Annotated in this window: 26 protein-coding genes and 3 tRNA genes; 17 read left to right on the top strand and 12 right to left on the bottom strand. The window is 63.2% G+C overall.

Annotated elements, in window-relative coordinates:
• Positions 1 to 879 (top strand): NAD(+) diphosphatase, encoded by an 879-nt coding sequence (nudC, locus tag FHW96_RS21120; protein WP_172342563.1) that lies wholly within the window; start codon positions 1 to 3, stop codon positions 877 to 879.
• 3 nt (positions 880 to 882) lie between these two features.
• Positions 883 to 1,242, top strand: coding sequence for a YciI family protein (locus tag FHW96_RS21115; protein WP_172342562.1), 360 nt, complete (start codon positions 883 to 885; stop codon positions 1,240 to 1,242).
• A 3-nt stretch (positions 1,243 to 1,245) separates the two neighbouring features.
• Here the strand turns inward: FHW96_RS21115 and FHW96_RS21110 are convergent, their stop codons facing one another.
• Positions 1,246 to 1,653 carry a DUF1489 domain-containing protein gene (locus FHW96_RS21110; protein WP_172342561.1) on the bottom strand — a complete coding sequence of 136 codons (408 nt, stop codon included), beginning with the start codon at positions 1,651 to 1,653 and terminating at the stop codon, positions 1,246 to 1,248.
• Positions 1,653 to 3,092, bottom strand: a complete 1,440-nt coding sequence (gene mgtE / locus FHW96_RS21105) for a magnesium transporter (protein ID WP_172342560.1) — start codon at positions 3,090 to 3,092, stop codon at positions 1,653 to 1,655. The genes FHW96_RS21110 and mgtE overlap by 1 nt, the downstream gene beginning before the upstream one ends.
• A 168-nt stretch (positions 3,093 to 3,260) precedes the next feature.
• On the opposite strand from mgtE, the gene FHW96_RS21100 reads away from it, so the two are divergent.
• Entirely contained in the window at positions 3,261 to 3,728 is a 468-nt protein-coding gene (locus tag FHW96_RS21100; protein ID WP_172342559.1) for a peptidylprolyl isomerase, read from the top strand.
• 162 nt (positions 3,729 to 3,890) lie between these two features.
• A complete protein-coding gene (locus tag FHW96_RS26815) occupies positions 3,891 to 5,651 on the top strand; it encodes a HAMP domain-containing methyl-accepting chemotaxis protein (RefSeq protein WP_172342558.1) in 1,761 nt (586 codons plus the stop codon).
• On the opposite strand, the gene FHW96_RS21090 is transcribed toward FHW96_RS26815, so the two are convergent.
• The 4 genes from FHW96_RS21090 to FHW96_RS21075 are packed head-to-tail and all read right to left on the bottom strand — an operon-like array spanning position 5,648 to position 9,079.
• Positions 5,648 to 6,535, bottom strand: coding sequence for a LysR substrate-binding domain-containing protein (locus tag FHW96_RS21090; RefSeq protein WP_168603772.1), 888 nt, complete (start codon positions 6,533 to 6,535; stop codon positions 5,648 to 5,650). The two genes, FHW96_RS26815 and FHW96_RS21090, sit on opposite strands and share 4 nt — an antisense overlap.
• A 6-nt stretch (positions 6,536 to 6,541) precedes the next feature.
• Positions 6,542 to 7,459 carry a hemolysin family protein gene (locus tag FHW96_RS21085; protein WP_371815780.1) on the bottom strand — a complete coding sequence of 306 codons (918 nt, stop codon included), beginning with the start codon at positions 7,457 to 7,459 and terminating at the stop codon, positions 6,542 to 6,544.
• A 28-nt stretch (positions 7,460 to 7,487) separates the two neighbouring features.
• A complete protein-coding gene (gene ybeY / locus FHW96_RS21080; RefSeq protein WP_172342611.1) occupies positions 7,488 to 7,982 on the bottom strand; it encodes an rRNA maturation RNase YbeY in 495 nt (164 codons plus the stop codon).
• A gap of 44 nt (positions 7,983 to 8,026) precedes the next feature.
• Entirely contained in the window at positions 8,027 to 9,079 is a 1,053-nt protein-coding gene (locus FHW96_RS21075) for a PhoH family protein (protein ID WP_172342556.1), read from the bottom strand.
• 273 nt (positions 9,080 to 9,352) lie between these two features.
• Between FHW96_RS21075 and FHW96_RS21070 the strand changes: the two genes are divergently transcribed.
• Entirely contained in the window at positions 9,353 to 9,829 is a 477-nt protein-coding gene (locus tag FHW96_RS21070; RefSeq protein ID WP_172342555.1) for an RcnB family protein, read from the top strand.
• A gap of 72 nt (positions 9,830 to 9,901) precedes the next feature.
• Here the strand turns inward: FHW96_RS21070 and miaB are convergent, their stop codons facing one another.
• A complete protein-coding gene (gene miaB / locus FHW96_RS21065) occupies positions 9,902 to 11,260 on the bottom strand; it encodes a tRNA (N6-isopentenyl adenosine(37)-C2)-methylthiotransferase MiaB (RefSeq protein WP_172342554.1) in 1,359 nt (452 codons plus the stop codon).
• 142 nt (positions 11,261 to 11,402) lie between these two features.
• Between miaB and FHW96_RS21060 the strand changes: the two genes are divergently transcribed.
• Genes FHW96_RS21060 through FHW96_RS21020 form a run of 9 tightly spaced genes read left to right on the top strand, consistent with a single transcriptional unit; the run spans position 11,403 to position 19,183 of the window.
• Positions 11,403 to 12,383: an SPFH domain-containing protein gene (locus FHW96_RS21060; protein ID WP_371815779.1), complete on the top strand. Its 981-nt coding sequence runs from the start codon at positions 11,403 to 11,405 to the stop codon at positions 12,381 to 12,383.
• Between the two features lie 10 nt (positions 12,384 to 12,393).
• Positions 12,394 to 13,047, top strand: coding sequence for a DUF4178 domain-containing protein (locus tag FHW96_RS21055; protein ID WP_172342552.1), 654 nt, complete (start codon positions 12,394 to 12,396; stop codon positions 13,045 to 13,047).
• Positions 13,044 to 14,399, top strand: a complete 1,356-nt coding sequence (locus tag FHW96_RS21050) for a DUF4178 domain-containing protein (protein WP_172342551.1) — start codon at positions 13,044 to 13,046, stop codon at positions 14,397 to 14,399. The genes FHW96_RS21055 and FHW96_RS21050 overlap by 4 nt, the downstream gene beginning before the upstream one ends.
• Positions 14,399 to 14,584, top strand: coding sequence for a hypothetical protein (locus FHW96_RS21045; RefSeq protein ID WP_172342550.1), 186 nt, complete (start codon positions 14,399 to 14,401; stop codon positions 14,582 to 14,584). Before FHW96_RS21050 ends, FHW96_RS21045 begins: the two co-directional genes overlap by 1 nt.
• A gap of 16 nt (positions 14,585 to 14,600) precedes the next feature.
• Complete coding sequence (locus tag FHW96_RS21040; RefSeq protein ID WP_172342549.1) at positions 14,601 to 14,810, top strand: DUF350 domain-containing protein; 210 nt, start codon at positions 14,601 to 14,603, stop codon at positions 14,808 to 14,810.
• The gene (locus tag FHW96_RS21035) at positions 14,810 to 16,342 is read left to right on the top strand and encodes a polyamine aminopropyltransferase (protein WP_172342548.1); all 1,533 of its coding nucleotides are present in this window, start codon (positions 14,810 to 14,812) and stop codon (positions 16,340 to 16,342) included. Before FHW96_RS21040 ends, FHW96_RS21035 begins: the two co-directional genes overlap by 1 nt.
• Positions 16,332 to 17,966, top strand: coding sequence for an FAD-dependent oxidoreductase (locus FHW96_RS21030; RefSeq protein WP_172342547.1), 1,635 nt, complete (start codon positions 16,332 to 16,334; stop codon positions 17,964 to 17,966). The genes FHW96_RS21035 and FHW96_RS21030 overlap by 11 nt, the downstream gene beginning before the upstream one ends.
• On the top strand, positions 17,966 to 18,340 hold the full coding sequence (gene speD, locus FHW96_RS21025; RefSeq protein ID WP_172342546.1) for an adenosylmethionine decarboxylase: 375 nt from the start codon (positions 17,966 to 17,968) through the stop codon (positions 18,338 to 18,340). Before FHW96_RS21030 ends, speD begins: the two co-directional genes overlap by 1 nt.
• Before the next feature lie 54 nt (positions 18,341 to 18,394).
• A complete protein-coding gene (locus FHW96_RS21020) occupies positions 18,395 to 19,183 on the top strand; it encodes a lysophospholipid acyltransferase family protein (RefSeq protein WP_172342545.1) in 789 nt (262 codons plus the stop codon).
• On the opposite strand, the gene FHW96_RS21015 is transcribed toward FHW96_RS21020, so the two are convergent.
• On the bottom strand, positions 19,167 to 19,991 hold the full coding sequence (locus FHW96_RS21015; RefSeq protein WP_172342544.1) for a GNAT family N-acetyltransferase: 825 nt from the start codon (positions 19,989 to 19,991) through the stop codon (positions 19,167 to 19,169). The genes FHW96_RS21020 and FHW96_RS21015 overlap by 17 nt on opposite strands.
• A gap of 150 nt (positions 19,992 to 20,141) precedes the next feature.
• A complete protein-coding gene (locus FHW96_RS21010; protein ID WP_172342543.1) occupies positions 20,142 to 22,493 on the bottom strand; it encodes an autotransporter domain-containing protein in 2,352 nt (783 codons plus the stop codon).
• Between the two features lie 281 nt (positions 22,494 to 22,774).
• On the opposite strand from FHW96_RS21010, the gene fghA reads away from it, so the two are divergent.
• The gene (fghA, locus tag FHW96_RS21005; RefSeq protein ID WP_305849710.1) at positions 22,775 to 23,614 is read left to right on the top strand and encodes an S-formylglutathione hydrolase; all 840 of its coding nucleotides are present in this window, start codon (positions 22,775 to 22,777) and stop codon (positions 23,612 to 23,614) included.
• Positions 23,615 to 23,713: 99 nt separating this feature from the next.
• Here the strand turns inward: fghA and FHW96_RS21000 are convergent.
• The 3 genes from FHW96_RS21000 to FHW96_RS20990 form a co-directional block, all read right to left on the bottom strand.
• Positions 23,714 to 23,788, bottom strand: a tRNA-Gly gene (locus FHW96_RS21000).
• A gap of 36 nt (positions 23,789 to 23,824) precedes the next feature.
• A tRNA-Gly gene (locus FHW96_RS20995) sits at positions 23,825 to 23,899 on the bottom strand.
• A 42-nt stretch (positions 23,900 to 23,941) separates the two neighbouring features.
• A tRNA-Gly gene (locus tag FHW96_RS20990) sits at positions 23,942 to 24,016 on the bottom strand.
• 248 nt (positions 24,017 to 24,264) lie between these two features.
• Between FHW96_RS20990 and FHW96_RS20985 the strand changes: the two genes are divergently transcribed.
• Positions 24,265 to 25,173, top strand: coding sequence for a tetratricopeptide repeat protein (locus FHW96_RS20985; RefSeq protein ID WP_371815778.1), 909 nt, complete (start codon positions 24,265 to 24,267; stop codon positions 25,171 to 25,173).
• A 3-nt stretch (positions 25,174 to 25,176) separates the two neighbouring features.
• Complete coding sequence (locus FHW96_RS20980) at positions 25,177 to 25,782, top strand: LON peptidase substrate-binding domain-containing protein (protein WP_172342541.1); 606 nt, start codon at positions 25,177 to 25,179, stop codon at positions 25,780 to 25,782.
• Positions 25,783 to 25,927 lie beyond the last annotated feature (145 nt).

Genomic DNA, 25,927 nt, shown 5'->3' with positions numbered 1-25,927 from the left:
ATGCGTCCCCCCATTACCTTTACCGGCAATCTTCTGGACCGCGCCGATGCGGTGCGCTCTGACCCTGCGCGTCTGGCGGCGCTGTGGGCGCGGGGCGGGCGGCTGTTGCAGATGGAGGGGCTGGAGCCCAGCCTTGCCAGCGGCGCTCTGGTGTGGAGCGAGGTTGCCGCGCCCGTGGGCGAGGCGGTGTTCCTTGGGCTGGACGGCGCGGGCATCGGCCATTTCGCCCCGGTGCCCAGCGCTGATCAGGCCAGCACGGCGCCCGCCAGTTTTAACCTGTGGCAGGCGCTGAACGGCATGGATGGCGGCGAGATCGCTATATATGGCGCGGCACGGGCGCTGGTAGGCTGGCATGCGCGGCACCGGTTCTGCGCGCGTTGCGGCGCGGCCACGGTGCCGGCCAAAGGCGGGTGGCAACGCGATTGCGAAGCCTGCGGGGCGCAGCATTTCCCCCGCACCGATCCGGTAGTCATCATGTCGGTCGAGCATAAGGGGCGGCTTCTGTTGGGTCGTCAACCGCGTTTTCCGCCGCATCGCTATTCCGCGCTGGCCGGGTTTATCGAGCCGGGCGAAAGCATTGAGGAAGCCGTGGCCCGCGAGATTTACGAGGAGGCAGGCGTCAAGGTCCGCGATGTGCGCTATGTCGCCAGCCAGCCCTGGCCGTTCCCTTCCAGCCTGATGATCGCGGCCCATGCCTTCGCCGATGATCCCGCGCTGACCATCGACTATAGTGAACTGGAGGACGCGCGCTGGTTCAACCGCGAGGAGGTGGTCGAGGCCATGACCGCGCGCGATCGGGGCGAGGATGGTGTGGCTTTCAGCGCGCCCTCGCGCACGGCGGTGGCGTGGCATTTGCTGGCGAATTGGCTGGAGAATTAGGCTATGCGCGTTCTGGTGATGGTCAAGGCGACGCAGGAAAGCGAAGCGGGGCAGTTCGACCCGGCATGGGCGCAGGAGATGATGGCGGCCATGGGGCGCTTCAACGATGCGCTGCGTGAGGCGGGTGTGCTGATTATGGCCGAGGGATTGACTGCATCGGATCAGGGCATGCGGATCGCGTTTGACGGTGCGAGCCGCGACATCCTCAATGGCCCCTTCATGCCCAGCGAGGAACTGGTCGCCGGTTTCTGGCTATGGGAGGTGAGGGATATGGACGAGGCGCTGGATTGGGTGCGTCGTTGCCCCAATCCGATGCCGGTGCCCAGCGTGATAGAGATCCGCCCGATCCACGAGCATCGCTAGACGTCAGACCAGCCCCAGTTTGGCCAGTTCCGCCGCCACGCTGGCGGGCAGGACATCGCCATTGTCTCCGCTGGCCAGATCGGCCGGAGCGTCCTTGGCCTCGAGATAGCGCCAGCCCTGATGCGCGCGGCGCGGCGTGGGGACGACCTCGATCAGCTTGGTGGAAATCAGGATCGCGGTACGTCCGCCTTCATCTTCCTCGAAAGCGAGGATTTCGCTGCGCGCTACCAATTGATGTTTGAAGATCCAGAACAGCGAGCCGCCGATCATTTCCTCCGCCCGCTTGGGCCGGTTGCGCGTGGTCAGGCGAGCGACTTTCTCGCCCCCGCGCCGGCCTTCGGGCGAGAACCATTCGTGGATTTCGGCCATGGATTGCGCGCCATAGGCGACTTTCGTCATGTTAAGAGGCATCAGGCAAGTCCGGTCAGAACGGCAAGGCCGAGGAAGGAGAAGAAGCCCATGACATCGGTGGCCGTGGTTACAAATACGGCCGAAGAGACGGCTGGATCAATTCGCAAGCGGTCGAGCGTCACCGGCACCAGAATGCCCGCAAGGCCCGCCACCAGATTGTTGATCACCATCGCTGCGCCGATCACCGCGCCCAGATGCGGATTGCCAAACAGCAGCGTTGTGCCCGAACCGATCATCAGACCCAGCGACAGGCCATTGGCAATCGCGATGCGCAATTCGCGCAGAACCATGCGGACTGTGTTCGAACTGGTCAGCTCATTGGTGGCAATCGCGCGCACCACCACGGCCAGCGTCTGTGTGCCGGCATTGCCGCCCATCCCTGAGACAATCGGCATCAGCACGGCCAGCAGGGCGAATCGCGCAATCGCCCCCTGAAACAGCCCGACCACCGACGAGGCGATGATCGCCGTGCCCAGATTGACCACCAGCCATGACAGGCGCGTGCGCACCGTCATGAGGATCGGCTCATTAATGTCGCCATCGCCCGCGCCCGACAGGCGCAGAATGTCCTCGCTGGCTTCTTCCTGAATGATGTGGACCACGTCATCGACCGTGATCTGGCCTACCAGACGCCCGCTCTCATCAACCACGGCGGCCGAAATCAGCGCGTATTTCTGAAAGCGCAGCGCCACTTCTTCCTGATCCATGCCCACCGGGATCAGCGTCTGGTCGCGCTTCATCACATTGGACAGCGTGACATGGCGATCGGTGCGCAGGATCCAGGAAAGCTGGCACGTGCCGACCGGATGATGGCGCGCGTCCACGATGAACACTTCCCAGAATTCGGTCGCCAGGTCCTTGTTGTCACGCAGATAGTGGATCAGCTCGCCCACGCTCATATGCTCGCCCACCGCAATATAATCGCGGCTCATCAGGCGGCCGGCGGTCTCCTCGGGATAGGCCAGCGCGGATTCGATGGCGGCGCGCTCTTCCGGCTCCATCTCGGCCAGAACCGCCTGCTGCTCCTCGGGCTCAAGGTCTTCGAGCAGGGCGACCGCGTCGTCGGTCTCCATCTCCTCGGCAATGTCGGCAATGTCCTCGGCCGACAATTCATCGACCAGCCCTTCGCGGACGTGATCGTTGAGTTCGGCGAAAACCTCGCCGCCCATCAGGTCGGAGATGGCGTCGGCCAGCGCGGGGCGTTCATCCGCGTCGATCTGTTCGAACAGGTCGGCGATGTCGGCAGGGTGCAGCGGCTCGACCAGCGCATAGACCGCGTCGACCTCGCCCGCGTCAAGCGCATTGCGCACGCGGCGAACAAAGTCGCTCTTCAACTGGTTGTCCTCGTCCAGACTGTCATGACGCGTGTTTTCCTCCATCGCCTCGATTTCGGCGTTGGGGGCATCGGCATAGAGAGGATCGACAGGCTCGACAGTCATGGGGGAAGGGGATTAGGCATTAAGCGAATAAAAGCAACCGTGCAGGATGCGTTTGACGCAAGCGTTCGCACAAACTGCTGGCCATGGGCGCGGGGGGCCTTTATCAGCGCGGCCAGAAAATAGGGCGATGATGGCCAATCCTCGCCAGTCCACACAGGAGCTTTACCCATGGCCGACGAAATTCTCACCTTCACCGTGGATACCGGCAACGGCATCGGCGATGTTGTCATCAAGCTGCGCCCCGATCTGGCCCCCGGCCACGTTGAACGCATCAAGGAACTGGTCGGCGAAGGTTTCTACGACGGTATCGTTTTTCACCGCGTGATCCCCGGCTTCATGGCGCAGGGCGGCTGCCCCAACGGCACCGGTACCGGCGGCAGCGACAAGCCCGATCTTAAGGCTGAATTCAACGCTGAACCGCATGTGCGCGGCGTGTGCTCGATGGCGCGCACCTCGTATCCGCATTCGGCCAACAGCCAGTTCTTCATCTGCTTTGACGACGCCACCTTCCTCGACCGCCAGTACACGGTGTGGGGCGTGGTCCAGTCGGGCATGGAATTCGTTGACGCGCTGCCCAAGGGCGAGCCGCCGCGCAATCCGGGCAAGATCGTCAAGGCTGTCGTTTCGGCCGCCTGATCCCATGGACTGCCCCGGCGCTCTCCTAGCGTGTGGGCCGGGGCAGTCCTGCCTTCTGCACCAACTGTTAACTCTTGATCAGGGCTTGTCCCCAGTCATCGGTTCAACCGATCTCCATTGCTTGTGAACGATAGTAAACGGACAGTATCGAGAGGATAGTCCGTGCTCGCTCGCGCAAAAATCAGCACACTTGTCGCCGCAGGCTCGCTTTCGCTGGCGACCATCATCGGCTTGGGGGCCGGGCTGGCTGTTCAAGGCGCAACCGCCATGCGTACAGATATGGCCTATGTGGCGTCCAATTCGGTGCCCAGTGTCGATAAGCTCAATTCGATCATCATTGATTTCGAAATCGCCCGAATCCGCATGTCGCGTCTGATTCTGGCGCAATCGCCTGAAGAAGCGACCAAGCAATCTGAGTCACTCGACAAAGCTCTCGTCAAGGCCGAAGAGGGCATTGCCGATTATAAAAAGCTGATCAGCGATAAAGAGGATGCGCGGCTTTACGAGGACTTTGTCCGGCGTTGGCAGTTGTTCCGGCAGGACGTTGAGGCCATTCGCTCTGCCGGATTGAAAAATCAGCATGATCGCGCCATTACGCTGTTTAATGGTGATATTGTGGACCATTCCCGCGCGCTGCAGGCCGCGATTGAGGCCGACAAAGATTACAACGTTAAACTGACCGATGACATTTCGAACCGCGTGCTTGCCCAGGCCGATACCGCAATCCAGCGCAACATCGTGCTGGGCATTTTGGGTGTCGGCATCGGTTTGCTGGTGCTGCTGATGTTTTCGCTGCGTGTGTCGCGCCCCGTTTCGCAATTGAAGAATGCGATGGGCGATATGGCGGCGGGCGATCTGGACCGCGACATCCCCGGCATCGACAAGAGCGACGAATTGGGCGACATCGCCCGCGCGCTGGAGGAGATCCGCCAGTCGGTGGCCAATCGCAGCCGCGCCGAGGCAGAGGCCAAGCTGGAGGCGCAGCAGCGGATCACCGGGGCGCTGGAGCGCGGCCTTGCATCGTTGCGTCAGGGGCGGCTGGATGAACGGCTCGACGAGGTATTTCCGGTTGAATACGAGCAATTGCGCAATGATTTCAACGCAACGGCTGCCTCGCTTTCCGAACAGATTTCGGCCGTCTCGGTGTCTTCCAACGCGGTGCGTTCGGGCGCGGGCGAGATTTCCTCAGCGGCGCAGGATCTGGCCCATCGCACCGAGCTTCAGGCCGCATCGCTGGGCAATACGGCCAATACCGTGCGCGAACTGGCCCATTCGGTGGCCCAGACCGGTCAGGGCGTGACCAGCGTGGCAGGTTCGGCCCATGAGGCCGAGCAGGAAGCCTCGAACAGCGGCGAACTGATGCGCGGCGCGGTGGCGGCCATGCAGTCCATTGCGGCGACCTCGGATAAAATGCGCTCCATCGTCGAGATCATCGACGGCATCTCGTTCCAGACCAACCTGCTGGCTCTGAACGCGGGGGTGGAGGCTGCGCGGGCAGGGGACGCCGGGCGCGGCTTTGCCGTGGTGGCCACAGAGGTGCGCAATCTGGCCGAGCGCAGCGCGCTGGCCGCTAAGGAAATCGGCGCGCTGATCGTCCATTCCGGTGAGGAGGTGCGCGCGGGCGTCGATATGGTCAGCCGCACGCAGTCGAGCCTTGAACGCATTGTCGAGCGTTCGACCGAGGTTGCGGGCATGCTCTCCACGCTGGCCACTAATGCGGCCCAGCAGTCCGAGGCTATTGCAGGCGTCAATCAGGTTTTGAACGAGCTGGATATGGCCACCCAGCAGAATGCCGCGCTGGTCGAGGAATCGACCGCCGCCTCGCGCTCACTGGCCCATGAGGCCGAGCGTCTGTCGGGCGTGGTGCAGCGTTTCACGCTGGCCCGCCGCTCCACTCGCGACGGGTTGCGTCACGCCGCTTAAAGCCCGGCCTTGATCAGCCAATCGTGGAAAATCCGCACCGGGCGCGTTTCCAGCGCGCGCGGGCGGCATACGAACCAATAGCTGTAGGGGCTGTCGATATCGGCGTCGAACAGGCGGACCAGACGGTCATCGCCGGGGCGCAGGAAGTGGTCGTCATGGACGATGGCGATGCCCAGACCCTGAACCGCTGCGGCAATGATAAGCTGAGCCGAATCGAAATGGTCGATTGCGGCCGGTTCCAGCCGTTCCAGCCCCAGCGCGCCTTTCCACACATCAAGGCTTTCAGGCAGATCGGTCGAGATTACGAAAGTCTGCTTTGACAGGCGGGCCAGATCGGGCGTCGCGCCAATCTCGGCGGCCAGCGCGGGCGAGGCGAAAGCGTGGATCTTGTTATGATCGAGCCGCACCGAATGGAGCGCAGGATCGGGCTCCTTCGACAGCACGATGGCCGCATCAATCGAATCGCCCAGTTCCGATTCGAGCTGGGCCCCGGTGTCAAAGTCGATATGCAGGCGCGGATGCAGCTTGCGCAATTCGGGCAGGCGTGGAAACAGGCGCGTGCCCGCAAACAGCGCCGGAACACCCAGATGCAGGCGCATCACATTGCTGGCCTCCATCTGCGATTCGACCGCCTCGGCCAGATCTTCCAGCTTGGGGCTGACGGCGGCATAAAAGGCATGGCCATCATCGGTCAGCTTCATCGCCTGATGCTGGCGCGTAAACAGACGCTTGCCCACGAAATCCTCCAGCGCGCCGACGCGGCGGGACAGCGCCGAAGGGCTCAGGCCCAATTCGCTGGCCGCGGCCTTGGCCGATCCAAGGCGAACCGTGCGGACAAAGGCTTCCAGCGCGCGCAAGGGGGGGAGGCGGCGGGTGGCGGGCATGATCGATCAGTCCTCTTGTGCGCCATTGCTGGCAGGCGGATGCAGGCGAAGGCGAATCACGTGGCGCTCGTCGGCCTCGGTTACTTCGATGATCCAGCCGCTGGCATGCGCGATTTTCGCACCCACCGGCGGCACATGACCGGACAGCACAAAGGCCAGCCCGCCCAGCGTATCAATATCTTCCTCGACTTCGGCGAGGCGCGGATCGACCCGCTTGCTCACTTCGTCAAGTTCGACCTTGGCATCGGCATCCCATAGACCATCGTCGAGGGCGCGCAGCAATTCGGTGGGAGCATCGTCATGCTCATCCTCGATATCACCGACGATTTCCTCCACCAGATCCTCAAAGGTGATGATGCCTTCGGTGCCCGAATATTCATCGACAACCACCGCCAGATGCACCCGGCTGGAGCGCATATCGGCCAGCACGTCTATGGCCCCGCGCGCGGTGGGCACAAACAGCGGCTGGCGCATCATCCGCGTCCAGTTGCCCTGCGGCTCCTCGCCGCGGGCCAGATAGGGGAACACATCCTTGATGAGGATCATGCCGATGACTTCATCAAGCGTCTCGCGATAGACGGGCATCCGCGAATGGCCATGTTCGGCAAAGGCGGCCAGCACATCGGGCCATGGCGCATTATGCGCCAGCGCGATGATCTGGCCGCGCGGGATGCAGACATCGGCCGCATCCAGTTCGGAAAAATGCAACAGGTTACGCAGCATCTGTCGTTCAAGCATCGAAAGATCGCCCACATTGCTGCGGCCGCCTTCTTCCTCATGCTCATCGATGATGTCTTCCAGATGGGCGCGCAACGACTGGTCCTGATCGCCCCCTTCAAAGAAGCGCAGAACTGAGCGCCATAAAGAGCGCTTACTGTCCGGCTCTCCGAGGCCGGAATCCCCTGTTCGGCCCATGTCGGCCACTTTGTGCATTACTCCGATTGCAAGAAAGTCAAAGGTGATGGTCGCCATATGGGTCGGCAATGCCGATCAGCGCAAGCGCCTTTATTTCCAAAATTTCCATCTGACGCGCGTCATCCTCGGAAATTTCGTGATCCAGCCCCGCCAGATGCAGCAAGCCATGGACGATCAGATGTGAGGCATGATCGGCCAGCGCGATGCCCTTATCCATGGCCTCACGCGCGCAAGTCTCATAGGCCAGTGCAATATCGCCCAGCAATTCGGGCGGGCCGTCATCAGGAAGATCGAGCAGATCCTCGCGCGCCAGCATGGGAAAGGACAGCACATTGGTCGGCTTGTCCTTGCCCCGCCATTCGGCGTTCAACACCTGCACCTCGGCGTCCGAGGTGAAGATCATGCTGGTGCTCAGACATTCCTTGGCCAGTTCCGGGGCGACGACGCTAAGAGCCCCCGCCGCCCGCGCGGCAAGGGCTTCCCAGTCGGTGGATTCCGGCCAAGGGGCTTCGATGTCGATTTCAAGCGTCAGCATAGGCTGCGGTCCCTAGGCGCTGGCGGGGCGAATGTCGAAGCCTAATCCTCGTTCTTACCTTCATAAGCCTCGACAATCCGGCCCACGATCGGGTGGCGAACCACATCCGAACCCTTGAAACGTACCGTGGCAATGCCCTCGACGCCTTCCAGCCGCACGACCGCATCGTTCAGCCCGCTGGCCGCGATGCCGCCGGGCAGGTCGACCTGCTTGGGGTCGCCGCAGATCACCATCCGGCTGTTCATGCCGAAACGGGTCAGGAACATCTTCATCTGCGCCGCGGTGGTGTTCTGCGCCTCGTCAAGGATGACGAAGGCATCGGCCAGCGTGCGCCCACGCATGAAAGCGATGGGCGCCACCTCGATCTCGCCATTGGCCAGACGTCGCTCGACCTGTTCGGGCGGCATACAGTCATAGAGCGCATCGTACAAAGGCCGCAGATAGGGATCGACCTTGTCCTTCATATCGCCGGGCAGAAAACCGAGCTTTTCGCCCGCCTCGACCGCCGGACGGCTCAGGATCAGGCGCTTGACGCTGCCTGTGATGAGCTGCGAGACGGCCTGTGCCACGGCGATATAGGTCTTGCCGGTGCCCGCCGGGCCAAGGGCAAAGATCACATCATTGCGGGTCAGTGCGCGCATATAGTCGATCTGGGTCGGGCTGCGCGGGACGATGGTCTTGCCGCGCGTGCGGATCATGATCGGGGGATGGGCCTCATCGCCGGTGATGATGCCTTCCAATGTCGGCTCGACCGACATGGCGATCAGCGATTCGACCGCACCCGCGTCCACTTCCTGTCCGGAAAGCAGGCGGCTGTGCATGCCCTGAAGCACTTCGCGCGCGCGGGCGACATTGTCCTCGTTGCCTTCGATCAGGATACGATTGCCTCGGGCCGAGATATAGACCCCCAGCCGGTTTTCGATCAGCACCAGATTGGCGTCAAACTGGCCAAAGAGCGCGCCTAATATGGTCGGCTCGTCAAATTCCAGCTCGGTTCGCGCACGTCGGGAAGGGTTGGCGCGAGCGTTCGGGCTGCGGAAGGAGGCCACATCTTCGATGGGGTCAAAAGCGGCGCGGATCTGTTTGCGGGCCATGTGCTCCTTGTCTGTGGCCGGAGTCTCAAGACCGGCTCACAGGGCAAAGATATGCCTCATCATGCCATCCGCCAAGGGGGCCTGCGCGCCGCGGTGGTGGAAAAGCGTATCCGGTGCATCTGCATGCTGTTCGCTACTACAAATTGATACAAATCTGACTGAGGTCTGAGCATTCAATTCCAAATGGGTTCATGGCGTCAGGCTCATAAGGGCTTCATCGGGGCCGGTCCTGTTCCTCGGGGCGACCCCACCGGAGTTTCAAAGGAGAGCAAGATGCGAAAGATCCTGATGCTGGCGCTGGCCGCCGCGACTGTTGTTCCGACCGTTGCCTCGGCCCAGAGCGCCCACGAATTGCGCCGCGATGAGCGCGACATTGCCCGCGAACATCGCGAAATTCACCGCGACATGGCGCGCGGCGATTACCGCGAAGCCCGCCGTGACATGCGCGACCTGCGCAATGCCCGTCAGGAATATCGCGAGGACTGGCGTGATTATCGCCGCGCTCATGGCGATGTGTTCCGTGGCCCCGCCTATGTCGGCCCGCGCGGCTATGCCTATCGCCCCATCGCGCCGGGCTATCGCTTTGCGCCTGATTACTACCACCGCCGCTACTGGATCGCCGATCCGATGGCTTATCGCCTGCCGCCTCCGGGCATGAACCAGCGCTGGGTGCGCTATGGCCGCGATGTGGTGCGGGTTGATCTGCGCACGGGCCGCGTGGTGCAGGTTTACGGCTCGTTCTTCTACTAATTCAGCGCGCTTCGGTCGGGAAGCTGTGCTGGGCCGCCCCTTCCGCAAGGAGGGGGCGGCTTTTTATGCGTTTCAGGCGATCACTCTGCCGGTGAGTGAATTCGGCCCTGCCTGCACCAGTTCGGCGCGCAGAATGTCGCCCACACCGTAATTGCCCTGAAAATGCACCGATTGCAGCCACGGCGATTTGCCCAGCCATTGGCCCGGCAACTTGCCCTTGCGCTCGATCAGTACGTCGCAGGTGCGGCCAAGGCTTGCCTGATTGAAGGCATGCTGGTCGCGGTTCAGGGCGGCTTGCAAACGCTGCAACCGGTCGTCCATTACTTCGCCCGCGATCTGATCATCCATCGTGGCGGCTGGCGTGCCGGGGCGCGGTGAATATTTGAAGCTGAAGGCCTGCGCATAGCCCACCGCGTCGATCAGCGCGATGGTCTCGGCAAAATGCTCCTCGCTCTCGCCGGGGAAGCCGACGATGAAATCGCCCGAGAGCGCAATATCGGGCCGCACCTCGCGCACGCGTTCCAGCAGGCGCAGATAGCTCTCGGCCGTATGGCTGCGGTTCATCGCTTTTAGGATCGCATTGCTGCCCGATTGCACCGGCAGGTGCAGGAAGGGCATCAGCTTGTCCACCTCGCCATGGGCGGCGATCAAGCCATCGGTCATGTCATTTGGATGGCTGGTGGTATAGCGGATGCGCGCCAGACCATCGATCGCGGCCAAATCGCGGATCAGCCCGTCAAGGCCGACCTTCTGCCCCTTGCCGTTCTCGCCATCCCACGCATTCACGTTCTGGCCCAGCAGGGTGATTTCCCGCGCGCCCGCTTCGATCAGGCGATGTGCCTCGGCGATCAGGTCGCCATAGGGACGGCTGATTTCCGCGCCGCGCGTATAGGGGACCACGCAATAGGTGCAGAACTTGTCGCAACCTTCCTGCACGGTCAGAAACGCCGTCGGTCCAACGCTGCGCCGCTTGGGCAGGGCGGCGAATTTGGCATCGGCGGGCATGTCGGTGTCGGTCACGCGCTCGCCATCGACCGCGCGGGCGATCATTTCGGGCAGGCGGTGATAGGCCTGCGGCCCCACCACCATGGTCACGGCGGGCGCGCGCGCCATGATTTCCTCGCCCTCGGCCTGGGCCACGCATCCGGCCACCGCGATCAACGGCGGCGTGCCATCCTCGCGCCGCGCATCCTTGATCAGACGACCAATGTCGGAATAGACCTTTTCGGCGGCCTTTTCGCGGATATGGCAAGTGTTGAGGACGACCAGATCGGCCTGCTCGCCCTCGGGCGCGGGGGCAATGCCTTGATGGGCCAGCAATTCTTCCATGCGCTGGCCGTCATAGACATTCATCTGACAGCCAAAGCTTTTCACGCGATAGGTGCGTGGGGCGGAAACAGGCGAGGTGCGGGGGGTGGAAATGGCAGACATAGCGGGCGCCGTTACGCCAAAACGCAGCAAAAATGAAGGGGCGATGCGGGCGCCTGTCCGGTTATGCTTGCGGTTTCGCTTGCAAGGGCGGTGTCTTACTCTAGAATAACACCTGTTCTCGGAACAACTCAGGATGGGTGCGATGTTTGATTTCCTGCGCAAACAGTTCATCGATGTGATCGAATGGCATGAGGCGCCCGGACAGGTCGCATGGCGTGTGCCCACGGCGGGCAATGAAATCAAGAATGGCGCGCAATTGACCGTGCGCGAGGGCCAGATCGCGGCCTTTATGAACGAGGGGCAGGTGGCCGATTATTTCGGCGCGGGGCTGCATGTGCTGGAAACGGCCAATCTGCCGATTCTGACCAATCTGATGAATTGGGACAAGGGGTTCAATTCACCCTTCAAATCCGATGTCGTGTTTATCAGCCTGAAAGAACAGGCGGGCCGCAAATGGGGCACGCCCCAGCCCGTGACGGTGCGCGACGCCGAATTTGGCGCGATCCGCCTGCGCGCCTTTGGCACCTATTCGTTCAAAATCGCCGATCTCAAGCTCTTTGTCGAAAAGGTGCTGGGCACGATGGGCGAGATCTGGGCCGACACGCTCGACACCCAATTGCGCAGCGCCATCGTCACCGCCATCGCCACCGCGCTGGGCGCCAGCAAGGTGCCCTTCCTCGATCTGGCCGCCAATCAGCAGGCGATGTCGGACACGATCAAGGCCGAGGTGGACAAGACTTTTGCCCAATGGGGCCTGTCCTGCACCAGCTTCTTTGTTGAAAGCGTCAGCCTGCCCGACGAGGTTCAGGCCCATCTCGACAAGGGTTCATCGATGCGCGTGCTGGGCGATATGACAGGCTACACCCGCTTTCAGGCGGCGCAGGCGCTGGACAATCCGGCCTCGGACAGCGGCCTCGCCGGGATCGGCGCGGGCATGGCGGCGGCCAATATGCTGAGCGGCGCGATGAGCGGCGCTTTCGGCCAGAGCGCGCCTGCCGGCGCCGCTCCGGCTGAAGATCCCTTCGCCCTGCTGGAAAAGCTGCATAAATTGCTGACCATCGGCGCGATCACGCAGGAAGAATTTGACGCCAAGAAGGCCGAAATCCTCTCGCGGGTGAAGTAAGAGAACCTCCATGGCCAATATTACCTGCCCGCAATGCGGCGCGCCGGTGCCGATGCGCTCTGGCGCCATGCCCTATGCCGTGTGCGGCTATTGCCAGACGGTGATCGCGCGCGACGGCATGCGCGACATCGGCAAGGCGGCATTGCTGCCCTATGATATTTCCCCCATCCAGCTTGGCACCGGGGGCGCGGTCGATGGCGCGCGTTTCACCGTGGTGGGCCGGGTGCGCTGGGGCTGGGCCGATGGGGCGTGGAACGAATGGCTGCTGCAACTCTCCGATGGCTCCACCCGCTGGCTGGGTGAGGCGATGGGGCAGTTTCAGATATTGGCCGAGCGCGAGGATGTGGCGCAGCGCCTGCCCGCCGACATTGCGCTGGGCTTCACCATCGATGTGGACGGCCAAAGCCTGACCGCCAGCGACATCAAGACCGTCACCTGCCTTGGTGGCGAGGGCGATCTGCCCTTTCCCACGCCCATCGACTGGCAGGTGGAGAGCATTGACTTTCGCTCGCCTACCGGCGCGGCGCTGTCGGTCCAGCGCGACCGGGTCGGGGCCAGTGCTTATGTGGGGCGCTATGTCGAACTGGCCGAATTGCGCCCCAGCCGGTTGCGTGCGGTTGAGGACTGGGCGATGCCCGACAATCTGGCGGAGACGGGTCGGTGAGCCGGGCGATCCTCTGCCCCTCCTGCGGTGGTTCGATTGATGTTAAGGCGGCGGGTTATACGGTAACGGTCGCCTGTCGCCATTGCGGCAGCGTGCTGGACGTCGCCCAGCCCGATGTGGCCATTATCAAGGAATATCACGAAAATGTCGCCAAACTGCCCCTGCCGCTGGGCAGCCGGGGCATCCTGTTCGGCACGCAATGGGAGGCCATTGGCTGGCTGCGGCGCGAGGCGGGCGGCTATTCCTGGGGCGAATATCTCCTCTTCAACCCCTATGCGGGCTATCGCTGGCTGGTCCATTCCGATGGGAAGTGGCAATTCGGCACCATGCTGACCGACATGCCGCGCGAAACGGGCCATTGGGGCGAGGCGGCATGGCGCGGCGAAACCTATGCCAGCGAGGATGAGCCTGTCACCATAACCACCACACGCGTGATCGGCGAGTTTTACTGGCGCGTTCAGGCGGGCGAGATGTGGGTGGCGCGCAGCTATGATCGCGGGCCTGCCTCGCTGTCGCGCGAATGGCGCGAAGGTGAAGAGGTGCAGTGGACCCACCTGGTCGGCGTGCCCCAGCGGCTGATCGACGCATTTGTCCGCCCCCAAGGCCCCGATCTGGCCCGCCCCGAGCCGGTGCGTTCGCAGGTCGATGGGCCAAAGCCCGGTTTCTTCGCCCGCTTTTGGCAGGATTCGGCCGGAAAACGGACCAGCCTTTGGGATATGGTCAAACTGGTTTTGATCACCATCGTTGCGGCCTTCCTGCTGCTCTCCTTCCTGACCGCAGGCGGCAACGGCGTGCGGGGTGATGGGCAGGTGGTGGTCGATGGCCCCACCGCGCGCATCACGGTCGGGCCGGTCAAATTGACGAGCGCCTATCAATTCGTCACGGTCAAAGTTGCGGCCAGCAATTTCACCAACCGCTGGGTCGATCTGGACTACCTGTTGGTTAACCGCGCCACGCAGGCGACGATTCCCGCCAGCGCCACCATCGAATATTACGCGGGCCGCGATTCCGATGGCTATTGGTCCGAGGGCAGCCATGAAACCAGCACCCGTTTCGCCGGCGTGCCTGCCGGTGATTATGACCTGCTGGTTGAGGCGGAGGCCAAGCGTTGGAATGACCCCAGCGCCAGCAATTATAACGCCCCGATCAGTGGGGGAAACCCATGGGGCATTGGCGGCGCACAAGACGCCACCGCGCCTGAGCAGGAAGTGATCAGCCTCGGTTTCCTTGTCGAGCCGGGCGGGCTGCCTTTGGGTCTTTGGTGGCTGATCGTGGCGCTGGCGTCGTTGCCGCTGCTGTTTCTCTATGCCTATCGCGCCAGCAGGACCGCCGTTTACGGGGAGGATGCCTGATGAGCCGTGGCTTGTTGTTCTTTGCCGCATGGTGCCTTGCGCTGCTGGGCCTTGCCGGATGGGCGGGCTGGGCCGCGTGGGACCCGTTTGCCGACGGCTCGGCCCGGCACAGCGGCCCTGCCGAACGCAGCCATCACCATGGCGGGGCGGCCGGTTTCTGGGGCTTTGGGCCTTCGCACAAATAAAAGGGGAGGGATCGTCATGCTTTCGACCACCGTCATCGCCGCCACCTTGTTCTATGCTCTTTTGGGCATCGTCGTCTTCGTCGCCAGCTTCATTCTGGTGGACAAGCTGACGCCGGGCGAATTGTGGAAGGAAATCATCGAGCGGCAGAATATGGCCGTGGCCATTCTGGCGGGCGCGGTGGCGCTGGGGCTAAGCATGATTATCTCGGCGGCGATTCACGGCTGATGGACGATTCCGGCGATTTTACGGGTCCTGCGCGCGCCCATGCGGCCATTCTGCTGCTCTCGGTGCTGGTGGTGGCCACCTGCGGGCTGATTTATGAATTGCTGGCGGGCACGCTGGCTTCCTATCTGCTGGGCGACAGCGTTACCCAGTTTTCGACCGTGATCGGTTCCTATCTGTTTGCGATGGGGGTGGGGTCTTTTCTCTCGCGCTATGTCCGGCGCGATGAGATCGGCGTGTTCATCCGCGTTGAGATCATGATCGCGGCCATCGGCGGGTGGAGCGCGGCGGGCCTGTTTCTGGCCTTTCCGCTCAGCGCTGATTTCCGGGTGCTGCTCTATGCCATCGTGCTGGTGATCGGGGCGCTGGTGGGGCTGGAAATCCCGCTGCTCATCCGCATCCTGCGCTCGCGCTTTGCGTTCCGCGATCTGGTCTCCAATGTGCTGACCTATGATTATGTCGGCGCGCTGATTGCTTCGCTGGCCTTTCCGCTGCTGCTGGTGCCGCAATTGGGGATGATCCGCACCGGGCTGGTGTTTGGGCTGGCCAATGTGGCGGTGGCGGTGGCGCTGCTGTTCGTGCTGCGCGGCACGCGGCGGGTGGGCGTGGATATGTCCGCCGCGCTGATGGTGGCGATCAGCCTGATCGCTGGCCTGTTCATGGCCGAACGCATCCAGCGCTTTTCCGAGATCGCCTATTATGGCGAGGGTGTGATCCATGCCCGCTCGACCCCCTATCAGCGCATCGTGCTGACGCGCCGGGGCGAGGACTTGCGGCTCTATCTCAACGGCAATCTGCAATTTTCGTCGCGCGATGAATATCGCTATCACGAGGCTCTGGTCTGGCCGGTGCTGGGGCGGGTGGCCAATCCGGCGCGGGTGCTGATCCTTGGCGGTGGCGATGGGCTGGCTGCGCGCGAGGTGCTGCGCGATGGACGGGTGCGTTCGATCCATCTGGTCGATCTGGACCCGGAAATGACGCGGATGTTTCGTGAAACGCCGCAACTGGCCGCGCTCAATCGCGGGTCTTTGCTGAACCCGCGCCTCAGCGTGGAAAATGCCGACGCCTTTCGCTGGGTCCGCGCCGCGCGGGGGACGTATGACGCGATCCTGATCGACTTTCCCGATCCCACCGAATATTCGCTGGGCAAGCTCTATACGGTCAGCTTCTACGCGCAGGTGGCCCGCCTGTTGGCCCCGGACGGGGTGATGGTGGTGCAATCGACCTCGCCGCTGGTGGCGCCGCGCTCGTTCTGGACCGTGGCCCAGACGCTGGAAGCGGCGGGCCTGCAAACGCGCGGTTATCACACTTATGTGCCCAGCTTTGGCGAATGGGGCTTTACGCTGGCGGCGCGTACGCCGCCCACGGGGCCTGCACATCTGCCCGCTGGCCTGCGTTATCTGAATGCGGTGTCTGAACCGCTGATGTTCGATTTTCCTCCCGACATGGCCCGCCGCCCGACGCCTGTGAACCGCCTCGACAATCAGGCACTGGTGCGCAGCTTTGCCGAGGAATGGAGCCACTATGAGGGCTGAGGTCCGGCGGCGCGATCTGCTCGCCGGAGCCATGGTCTGCGGGGCATTGGGGGCCTGCGGCGCGCTGAGCGGTTGCGGGTCGGTGCAGGCCAGGCCTTTCCCCGGCGCGCTGCTGGGGCCGGATATGGCGCGGGGCCATGCGATCCGCGATGGCAGATTGCCGGGGCCGACCGGGCCGAAGGAGTGCATCCCGTTGGTGATCGCGGGCGGCGGTGTGGCAGGGCTGGCGGCTGGCTGGCGGCTGGCCGAGGCGGGTTTTAACGATTTCGCCCTGTTCGAACTGGAAGATGTCGCGGGCGGCAATGCGCGCAGCGGTGCCAATAGCGTCACGGCTTTCCCATGGGGCGCGCATTATCTGCCGATCCCCAACCGAGAGGCGAGGGCGCTGATCCATATGCTGCGCCAATTCGGCATGGTGACGGGGGCGGACGCGCATGGCGCGCCGGTCTATGATCCGTTTCAGCTCTGCGCCGATCTGGAGGAGCGCCTGCTCTGGCGCGGCAAGTGGCAGGAGGGCCTTGTGCCCTCCACCGGCCTTTCGGCGCAGGATGCCGCGCAATGGCACCGTTTCGATGCGGCGATGGAGCAGTTCCGCAAGGCTATCGGCCGCGATGGCCGCCCCGCCTTTGCCAGCCCCTCTGCGCTTTCCAGCCGCGACGAGGCCTATGCCGCGCTCGAGCTTATCAGCTTTGCCGCGTGGCTGGCGCGGGAGGGATACACCGCCGCGCCTCTGCTCGCCCACCTGCGCTATTGCACCCGCGATGATTATGGCAGCGAGCCGGCCGCGATCTCGGCATGGGCGGGCATCCACTATTTTGCCGGTCGCCGGGGGTGGGCCGCCGAGGGCGCGGGCGAGAGTGAATTGACATGGCCCGAAGGCAATGCCCGGCTGGCGCGGCTGATGGCCGGGCGGATCGGCGCGCGATTGCGCCCGCGCCACAGCGTCACCCATGTTGCGCGCGATGGCGAAGATGTGCTGGTCGATGTGTTCGATCATCGGGCGGGCGCGGGGCGTCGGATCAGGGCGCAGGCGGTGGTTCTGGCCATGCCGGATTTTGTGGCGCGCCATGTGGCGCCCGAATTTACCGGGGCCTCGCGCTTTTCCTATGCGCCATGGGTGGTGGCCAATGTGGCGGTGTCGCGCATGCCATGGGGGCCGGGCGTACCGTTGGCGTGGGACAATGTTTCCAGCACCAGCGCCAGCCTCGGCTATGTCGTGGCCAATCACCAGACTTCCTCGGCCTCAGATGGGCCGGGGGTGCTGACATGGTATCAGGCCCTGTCCGAGGGCGATCCGGTGGCGGCGCGCAAGAGTCTGCTGGCGCGGGGGTTGGGTGAGTGGCAGGCGCTGATCGCGGCGGATCTGCTGGCGATGAACCCCGAACTCGATGGGCGGATCGAGCGGATTGATGTCTGGCGCTGGGGCCATGCGATGGTGCGGCCAACGGTGGGTTTTCGCAGCGATCCTGCGCGGGCGGCGGCGCAGGCGATGGCTGGCCCGGTATTTCGCGCCCATTCCGATCTCTCTGGCCTCTCGCTGTTTGAAGAGGCGCATTACCACGGTGTGCTGGCCGCCGAGCGTGCGCTGGCCCATCTGGGGCGCGGTGTCGAGAGCCTGCTGTGATGCCCGCTCCTGCCACCGGCCTGCATCTGATTGCCGATCTGGCGGACTGTCACGGGTTGTGTGATGTGGCCCTGATCGAGGCTGCGCTGCGTGAGGCCGCCGATGCTGCCCATGTCCATGTGCTCTCGGTCCACCTCCACCCTTTCGGGCCGGAGCAGGGGGTGACCGGGGTGGCCTTGCTGGCCGAATCGCATATCTCGATCCATTCATGGCCCGAGGAAGGGCTGGCCGCGATCGACATTTTCGTCTGCGGCCCCCTGGCCGATGCTGAGGCGGCGTTGAGCGTAATCGTGGCACGGCTGGGCGGGGCGATTCGTTATCGGCAGGCTATTCCCCGTTTGGGCGCCAGAACCGGTGCAGCACTGGCGCCTTAGTCATCACCCTGTCATACGGGGCGGCTTGTGACGCGTTTTGCATCGGGGGATCGGGTGAGTTTGGACAAGTTGGCGCGCTGGCCGCGATATGGACGGATGGCGGTGGGCGTGGCGCTGTTTCTGGTTCTGGCGATGCCATGGCTGATGATGCCCGTCGGGTGGCGGGCGAGGCGCTGTCTGGCGGTGATGGCGTGGCGGGTTTTGCTGCGCAGCTTTGGCATCACCGTCGAGGTCCATGGCGCGCCGATGCCTGCAGCGGGCACGCTTTATGTTGCCAACCATATCAGTTGGACCGACATTCCGGTGCTGGGACTGGTCACGCGCGCGGCCTTTGTGGCCAAGGATGATATGCGCGGTTGGCCGTTGATCGGGCGGCTGACGGCGGAATATGGCTGCGTCTTTGTCGAGCGCGAGCGGCGCGGCAAGGTGGGCGCGCAGGCCGCCGAATTGGCCAGCCATCTGGAGGCCGAGCGCGGGCTGGTGCTGTTTCCCGAAGGGACGACGGGGCTGGGCGACGGCGTGCTGCCGTTCCGCTCCAGCCTGTTCGCGCTGGTGCCGGGGGTGGGCGAGGGGACGGCGCGGGTGCAGCCGATCACCCTGCGCTATGCCTATGCCGACGGGCGGGCCTTTACCCCTGAGGAGCAGCGGCAGATCGCATGGATCGGCGATGATGAACTGCTGCCCCATGCGCTCAATCTGGCGGGCATGGGGCGTATCCGGGCCGAGGTGTGGTTCGAGACGCCGATCGAAGCGGGCGACCGCAAGGCGTTGGCCCGCGCCTGTGAGGCCGCCGTGGTGGCGCGTTTAGGAAGTCGCGCCGAGGCGCTTATGCCGCCGCGCTGAAACGCGAAGCGTAGCGGTCAGCGATCAGATCGACGGGCATGACCACAAACACATCGACCGTGTTGAACGCATGGTCGATGAACGCGCCATCGCCAAAGCGCGCGCCCACCCGCATATAGCCCTTGACCAGCGGGGGAAGCTGAAACATCACGCGGCGCTCGTCATAGGTGCCGCGTTCAAGGCGCTCCATCGACACACCCTTGCCCGGCAACACGCGCGGGCATTGATCGGGCGCGGCCAGATGGTGGTGATAGAGATATGACAGGGCCGGCGCGTAAAGGTCCGGGTCGGTGCCGGGAAAGCTGGCGCAGCCGAACATCAGGCCGATCCGGTTGGCCTTGATATAATCGGCGATCCCGCGCCAAAGCATCGAGATCGTCGCGCTGGTGCGATATTGCGGCAGCACGCAGGAACGGCCCAGCTCGAGCAATTCCTTGCCTTCATTCTCGCGCGCCATCAGCGCGGAAAGGTCATATTCGCCGTCCGAGTAAAAACCCGAATGTGCCCGCGCCACCGTCTCGCGCAGCAGGCGATAGGTGCCGACCACTGCATCGGCAGGCGCCGCGCCCGCGTCCAGCAGCGCCTCGTCGATTACCAGCAGATGGTCGCACAGCGCATCGTAAGCATCGCGATCACAACGCAGCGCGGCATTGGCAGGATCGGCGGCCGGATCGGCATCGGCCCCCATTTCCTCGAAAAACACCCGCCAGCGCAGATGCTGCACCGCATGAAGATCATCGCCATCGCGGGCAAGGCGGACGGTCAGGCGGCGGGTCATCAACGACTTCTCAAGCATCTGGGCGGTCATGGCGTCTCCTTCATGCCCTGATAGGCGATGGAGGTGACATGCACGTGGCGGTTGCGTGATGCTTGTGTGACATGAGCGCAAGCCGGACGCGCAAATGAAAAGGGCGACGCCGCAGCGCCGCCCCTAACTCACGAAATGGATCGCAAGGGATCAGAATTCGAGGCGGATGCCCAGATTGATGCCATGCGCCATGTAATCGCTGCGATAGGTGCCCTGATAGCCGACGAACAGCGCGCCCGCATCGTCGAACACAAAGTTGACACCGACATTGGTGTCAACCTGGCTGTTGCCTTGGGCCAGCCCCGTCACGGTGAACTGCGTGTCAGCCTGACCGTTCATGATCGCCGTCACGGTGTTGCCCGCACCGGTGATCTTAGAGCGATAGGTTGCGTTCAGATAGGGGCGCAGCATGCCCTTCGAACGGATCAGCGACACACCCGCCAGCCATTCGGTGCGATCCGCGCTGATGCTGTTGACGGTCAGATTGGCAGCGCCCGCGCCGGTTTCGGTGAAGCTCTTGATCTTGCCCTTGTTGAAGTCGATCCCGACAAAGGGTTCGGCCGTCCAGCCATTGGCCTTCAGTTCAAAGCCGACCTTGCCGGTGGCCTTGAACAGGTCTTCGCCAACCGAAGCGGTGGCGTTGCGGACATAGGAGCCGATCGTGATGATCTTGGTCGCGCTCACCTTGCCCATATGATAGCTGGCGATACCGGTCAGATGCAGCGGGCCGAAGTTCTTGCCTGCATAGGCGGCCACCGCATAATCGCGGTTCGTGCCGTTCAGATTGCCCGGCGCATACTTCAGCTTATCCCACGACAGGTTGACGGCGGCACCATAGACATGGCTGGGGCCCGAGAAGTCATAACCGGCGGCAATCGCGGTGATCTGATCGCGGGTGCGATAGCCGCCCACGGTCGAAGCCGTCGACGAGAAGCTGCCCTGCGCCATCGGCGTCAGCCACCAGCCGTCTTCGGGATGGGTGCTGTTCTGATCCTTCAGGCGCATGTCGATGGTGCGGTGGAACAGGTTGGCCTGATCGCGCAGCGCCGTTGCATAGGCCAGATAGCCTTCGGGCGAGATCTGGTCGAGGAACAGCTTGGCGTCCGAAGCGTTCAGAATGTCCACCGTGCCCAGCAGCGTAGCGGCATCCGAACCGGTGCTTGCCGTGGCGGTGGCCAGCAGGCCGGTGGTGCCCGCAACCGTGCCGTCGGTGTGGCCCAGCGCCTTGGAGATGGCGATCTGATTGGCATTGGCGCCATTGGCGGCCATCACCGTGTCATAGGAATTATGCGTGGCGACGAACTGATAGTCGGTGCCGCTCGTGCTGGTCACCGCGCCGACCTTGGTAAAGGTGGTGAACAGCAGGTTTGTGCCGTTGTTGACGGTGATGGTCGAGAAGTCCCCCGAGATGCCGCCATCGGCATGGATCACGCTGAACACGGTGCCGGTGGGATAGAAGCCTGCCGTGACGTTTAGGTTCAGAGTACCGCTCAGCGATGCGGTGCCGGTGGTGTAGAGCTGGCTGTAGTTGGTGCCCGCTGCGGTGGTCGCGCTGCCGGCCGGATAGATGGGGATATTCAACGTGCCATAGGCGCCCTGGGTGTAGCTGCCATATACGGTGACCTTGGCAGGTGCCGATGCGGTGCCGATCCAAAGCTGGCTGTTGGCCGATGAGGTACCGTTGTTTACCACCGAAGAAGTGCCGCCGGTCGTGTAATAATAACCGATCGTGCTGCCCGAATAGAGATACATCGTACCGGCGTTGGTCAGCGTGGTCGTGTCTCCCGAGGCGAAAATGCCGGTGAAGGTGCCGCTGACATCGTTGGTGAAGGAAACGGTGTTGCTGCCTGAAACGGGCGACTGGCTGAACGTGCCGGTAAAGATCCCATTGTTATAGGCCGTGATGTTGCCGCTGGCCGTCACTGCGCCGGTAAAACCGTAAGAGGTGTTGTAATTGTAGAAGTAGGCGCGGTTGGTGCCGGTGTTGGTGCCATAGACAATGTTGCCCGTGACAGCGGCGGTGGCGGACGTATTGTTGATGAAGGTGCCGTTGACGCCGAAGTTGACCGCAGGCGTGCCCGAATAAGCGGTCAGCACGCCATTGTTGGTCACAGTCGAATTGGCACCCACGGTGATCGCGCCTGCACCGGAGGTGCTGCTGGTCGAGGTGATCGTGCCATTGTTCGTGATCGTGGCGCCATCGCCATATTGTACGCCGTAAACCGCGCCGGTGTTGGTGATCGTGCCCGCGTTGGTCAGCGTGCCCGATGTGCCGATCACCAGCGGCGAGGTGACGCTGGCGCCCGAATTGACGGTGACATTCACGCCCGAGGCCGTGTTCGTATAGGCGGCCGACGTGCCCGAGCAGGTGACGGTGGTGCCGCTGGCCGTGCAATCGGCCCAGGCAACACCGGGCGTCATCAACGCGGTGGACGCAAGGGCAATAGGCGCGAAACGGCGCGCGCGGGTGGTGCGGCTGAGCAAGTTAATCGACCGGGCCATGTCCGTGTCTGTCCTTCGTCTTTCGAATGTCTACCCCGAATGGGGCGAGTGGCGCTCGCGCAGTGAACGCCGGATGAATGGGGTGTTGCGGGAGGTGCAGGGAATAGCGGCCAAAGGCAAGGGGGAATAAGATGAACCGAGCCGGTTGACCCCTTGAAGAAGCGCGGAACTCTACAGTATGCGCGATTTTACAAAGTAAGATTCCTTGCGCGGCAACAGTTTTAGGGCATTTTTCCGGTTCACCGCCGAAGGCGCGCAAACAGGGCAATGAGAGGCACGACATGACGTTGGAAGTGATCAGCAGCAATCGCAGCTTTGGCGGCACGCAGGGGGTCTATGCCCATGATTCGCAACAGACAGGTACGCGCATGACCTTCTCGGTCTTTGTGCCCGATCATGCGCCGGGCGAGCGCCTGCCCGTACTGTGGTATCTCTCGGGCCTGACCTGCACTCATGCCAATGTAACCGAGAAGGGTGAATTCCGCCGTGCCTGCGCCGAGGCGGGAGTGATTTTTGTGGCGCCCGATACGTCGCCGCGCGGCGATGATGTGGCCGATGATGATGCTTATGACTTTGGCAAGGGGGCGGGTTTCTATGTCGATGCGACGCAGCAGCCATGGGCGCCGCATTTCCGCATGCGCTCCTATATTGAGGCCGAGTTGCCTGCCTTGCTGGCCGAGCATTTCCCGGCGGATATGGGGCGGCAGGGCATCACCGGCCATTCGATGGGCGGGCATGGCGCGCTGACCATTGCACTGCGCAATGCGGGGCGGTTTCGCTCGGTTTCGGCCTTTGCGCCGATCGTGTCGCCGCTCAACTGTACTTGGGGCGAAAAGGCGCTGGAGGGCTATCTGGGCGATGATCGCGGGGCATGGCGCGAATATGACGCGGTGGCGCTGATCGAGGGCGGGGCGCGCCTGCCTGACCTGCTGGTGGATCAGGGCGAGGCGGATGGTTTCCTTGAAGGGCAGTTGAAAACGCATCTGCTGGTCGAGGCATGCGACAAGGCGAGCCAGCCTGCGACCATCCGAATGCAGCCGGGCTATGACCACTCCTACTACTTCATCTCGACCTTTATGGCCGAGCATGTGGCGTGGCATGCGGAAAGGCTGAAGGCGTAAAACGGAGAGCAGGCGGCGCGCCTTGGGTGCGCCGCTTTTGACTGAGGGCGGCAGGCAGGCCCTATTGAGACGGGCCATCGCGCCGATGTCGTGAAAAACTGGAGCGGGCGAAGGGATTCGAACCCTCGACCCCAACCTTGGCAAGGTTGTGCTCTACCCCTGAGCTACGCCCGCTCGGGCGGGTGCGCCAAACGGCAACACCGGAAAAACTGGAGCGGGCGAAGGGATTCGAACCCTCGACCCCAACCTTGGCAAGGTTGTGCTCTACCCCTGAGCTACGCCCGCTCGGGCTTGGCCAAACCCAAATGGGTCTGACCGGGTGAAACTTGGAGCGGGCGAAGGGATTCGAACCCTCGACCCCAACCTTGGCAAGGTTGTGCTCTACCCCTGAGCTACGCCCGCTCTGGCGTTTCTGCAATGGAGCGGGGCGCTCCGTTGCGGGGTGAGGCGGCCCTTTAACGAGGCTATTTCACCTTGCCAAGCACAATCTTCACATCTTTCCATTTTCATGGGGGAAAGATGGCGCCGAGCCCTCTTTGCATCACCTCTGCTTTGGGTTGAAACGCGCTTTATCTCTTCACAAATGCCGCGAAAGGTCCACATAGGGGGCCAAGGCGCCGGATGAGGCGCACAGACGGATGGAGTACCGCGTGGCAAGTCTTGGCCTGAGCATCGAAGAACAGAAAGCCGTTGATCGCTTCCGCAAGGCGGTGGTCGAGCCTTCGATGACGCAATTGGTGATTCTCGATTTCTGGGCCGAATGGTGTGGCCCGTGCAAGGCGCTGACCCCGGTGCTGGAAAAGGTCTCGGCCGAATATGCCGACAAGGGCGTCGTGCTGGCCAAGGTCAATGTGGACGAGGAAGGCTTTATCGCCAGCCAGTTTCAGGTCCGCTCGATCCCGACCGTCTATGCGATCTTTCAGGGACAGCCGATTGCCGACCTGACCAATGCGCGCGGCGAATCGCAGTTGAAGGCTATGCTGGACCAGTTGCTCAAGCAATTGCCGATCCAGCCCGCAGGCGACCCTGCGCCCGACCTCGAACCGCTGCTGGCGATGGGTGAGGAAGCGCTGGAGGCAGGTGATGGCGAACGCGCGGCCAATATCTTTGGCCAGATCGCCGAAATCGCCCCGGACAGCGCGGCGGCCCACGCAGGCCTTATCCGCGCTCTGGTGCTGGGCGGTCACGTTGAGGAGGCCGAAGCCGTGCTTGTTGCGCTCGATCCCGCGCTGGCGGCCGATCCGGCGGTGGAGCGCGCCAGGGCGGCGCTCGAACTGGCCAAGGATGCGCCTGAGGATGGCGAGCTGGCCGGTTTGAAAGCTGCGGCGGAGGCTGCGCCAGAGGATCACCAGGCCGGGTTCGATTATGCCAGCGCGGCCTTTGCGGCGGGTGATCGCGATTCGGCGGCTGCCACGCTGCTGCGCCTGATCGCGGCGGACCGAACATGGAACGAAGGCGCCGCCCGCGCCAAACTGCTCCAGATCTTTGAGGTCATCGGCCTTGAGGATGCTTGGGTTTCGGCCCAGCGGCGCAAGCTGTCCACCATCCTGTTTGGCTGATCGATGCGCGTCTCGATCTTCCCTCTGTCCGGCGCGATGCTTTATCCGGGGCTCAGTCTGCCGCTGCATATTTTCGAGCCGCGCTATCGGGCTATGGTGTCCGACGCGCTGGCTCGGGATCGGCGCATCGGCATGATCCAGCCGCACAAGGCTGAGGAGGGCGCGCCGCTCTACGATGTCGGCACGTTGGGCCATATTCAGGAGGTCGAGGCGCTGCCCGATGGCAGGTTCAACATCGTGCTGGTGGGCGAGGCGCGCTTTCGCATCTTGCGCGAGATGACGGTGGTGACGCCTTTCCGTCAGGTTGAGGCCGAATTGCTGCCCGAGGCCGAGCATCAGATCATCAGCGCGGTCGAACGCGCGATGTTTGAGCGGGAGGCGCGTCATTTCGCCGATGCGCAGGGCTATGCCGTCGATTGGGAACAGGTGACGCGGTTGGACGATCAATCGCTGATCAATGGCGTGGCCCAGATAGCGCCGTTTGACGCGGCCTCGAAACAGGCGCTGCTGGAATGCGGCGATCTGGGCGAGCGCTGCGAATTGCTGGTGCAACTGATGCAATTCTATGGTCGCCGCGATGGCGACGAGGGCGCGGCTACGCTCCAATAGGCTTCAGGCGGCGCCGGGTCATTCCCCGGCGCCGCCCAATTCCTTACGGTCGCCCGATGGAGGAATATTCGAAGCCCTTTGCGCGGGCGTCTGCGGGGTCGAATACATTGCGCAGGTCGATGAGGACGGGTGTGTTGAGCGCGGC

The organism is Novosphingobium sp. SG751A, assembly GCF_013149295.1.
Taxonomy (GTDB): domain Bacteria; phylum Pseudomonadota; class Alphaproteobacteria; order Sphingomonadales; family Sphingomonadaceae; genus Novosphingobium.
Note: the sequence above shows the minus strand (reverse complement) of the source record. Positions and strands in the feature narration are given on the sequence as shown.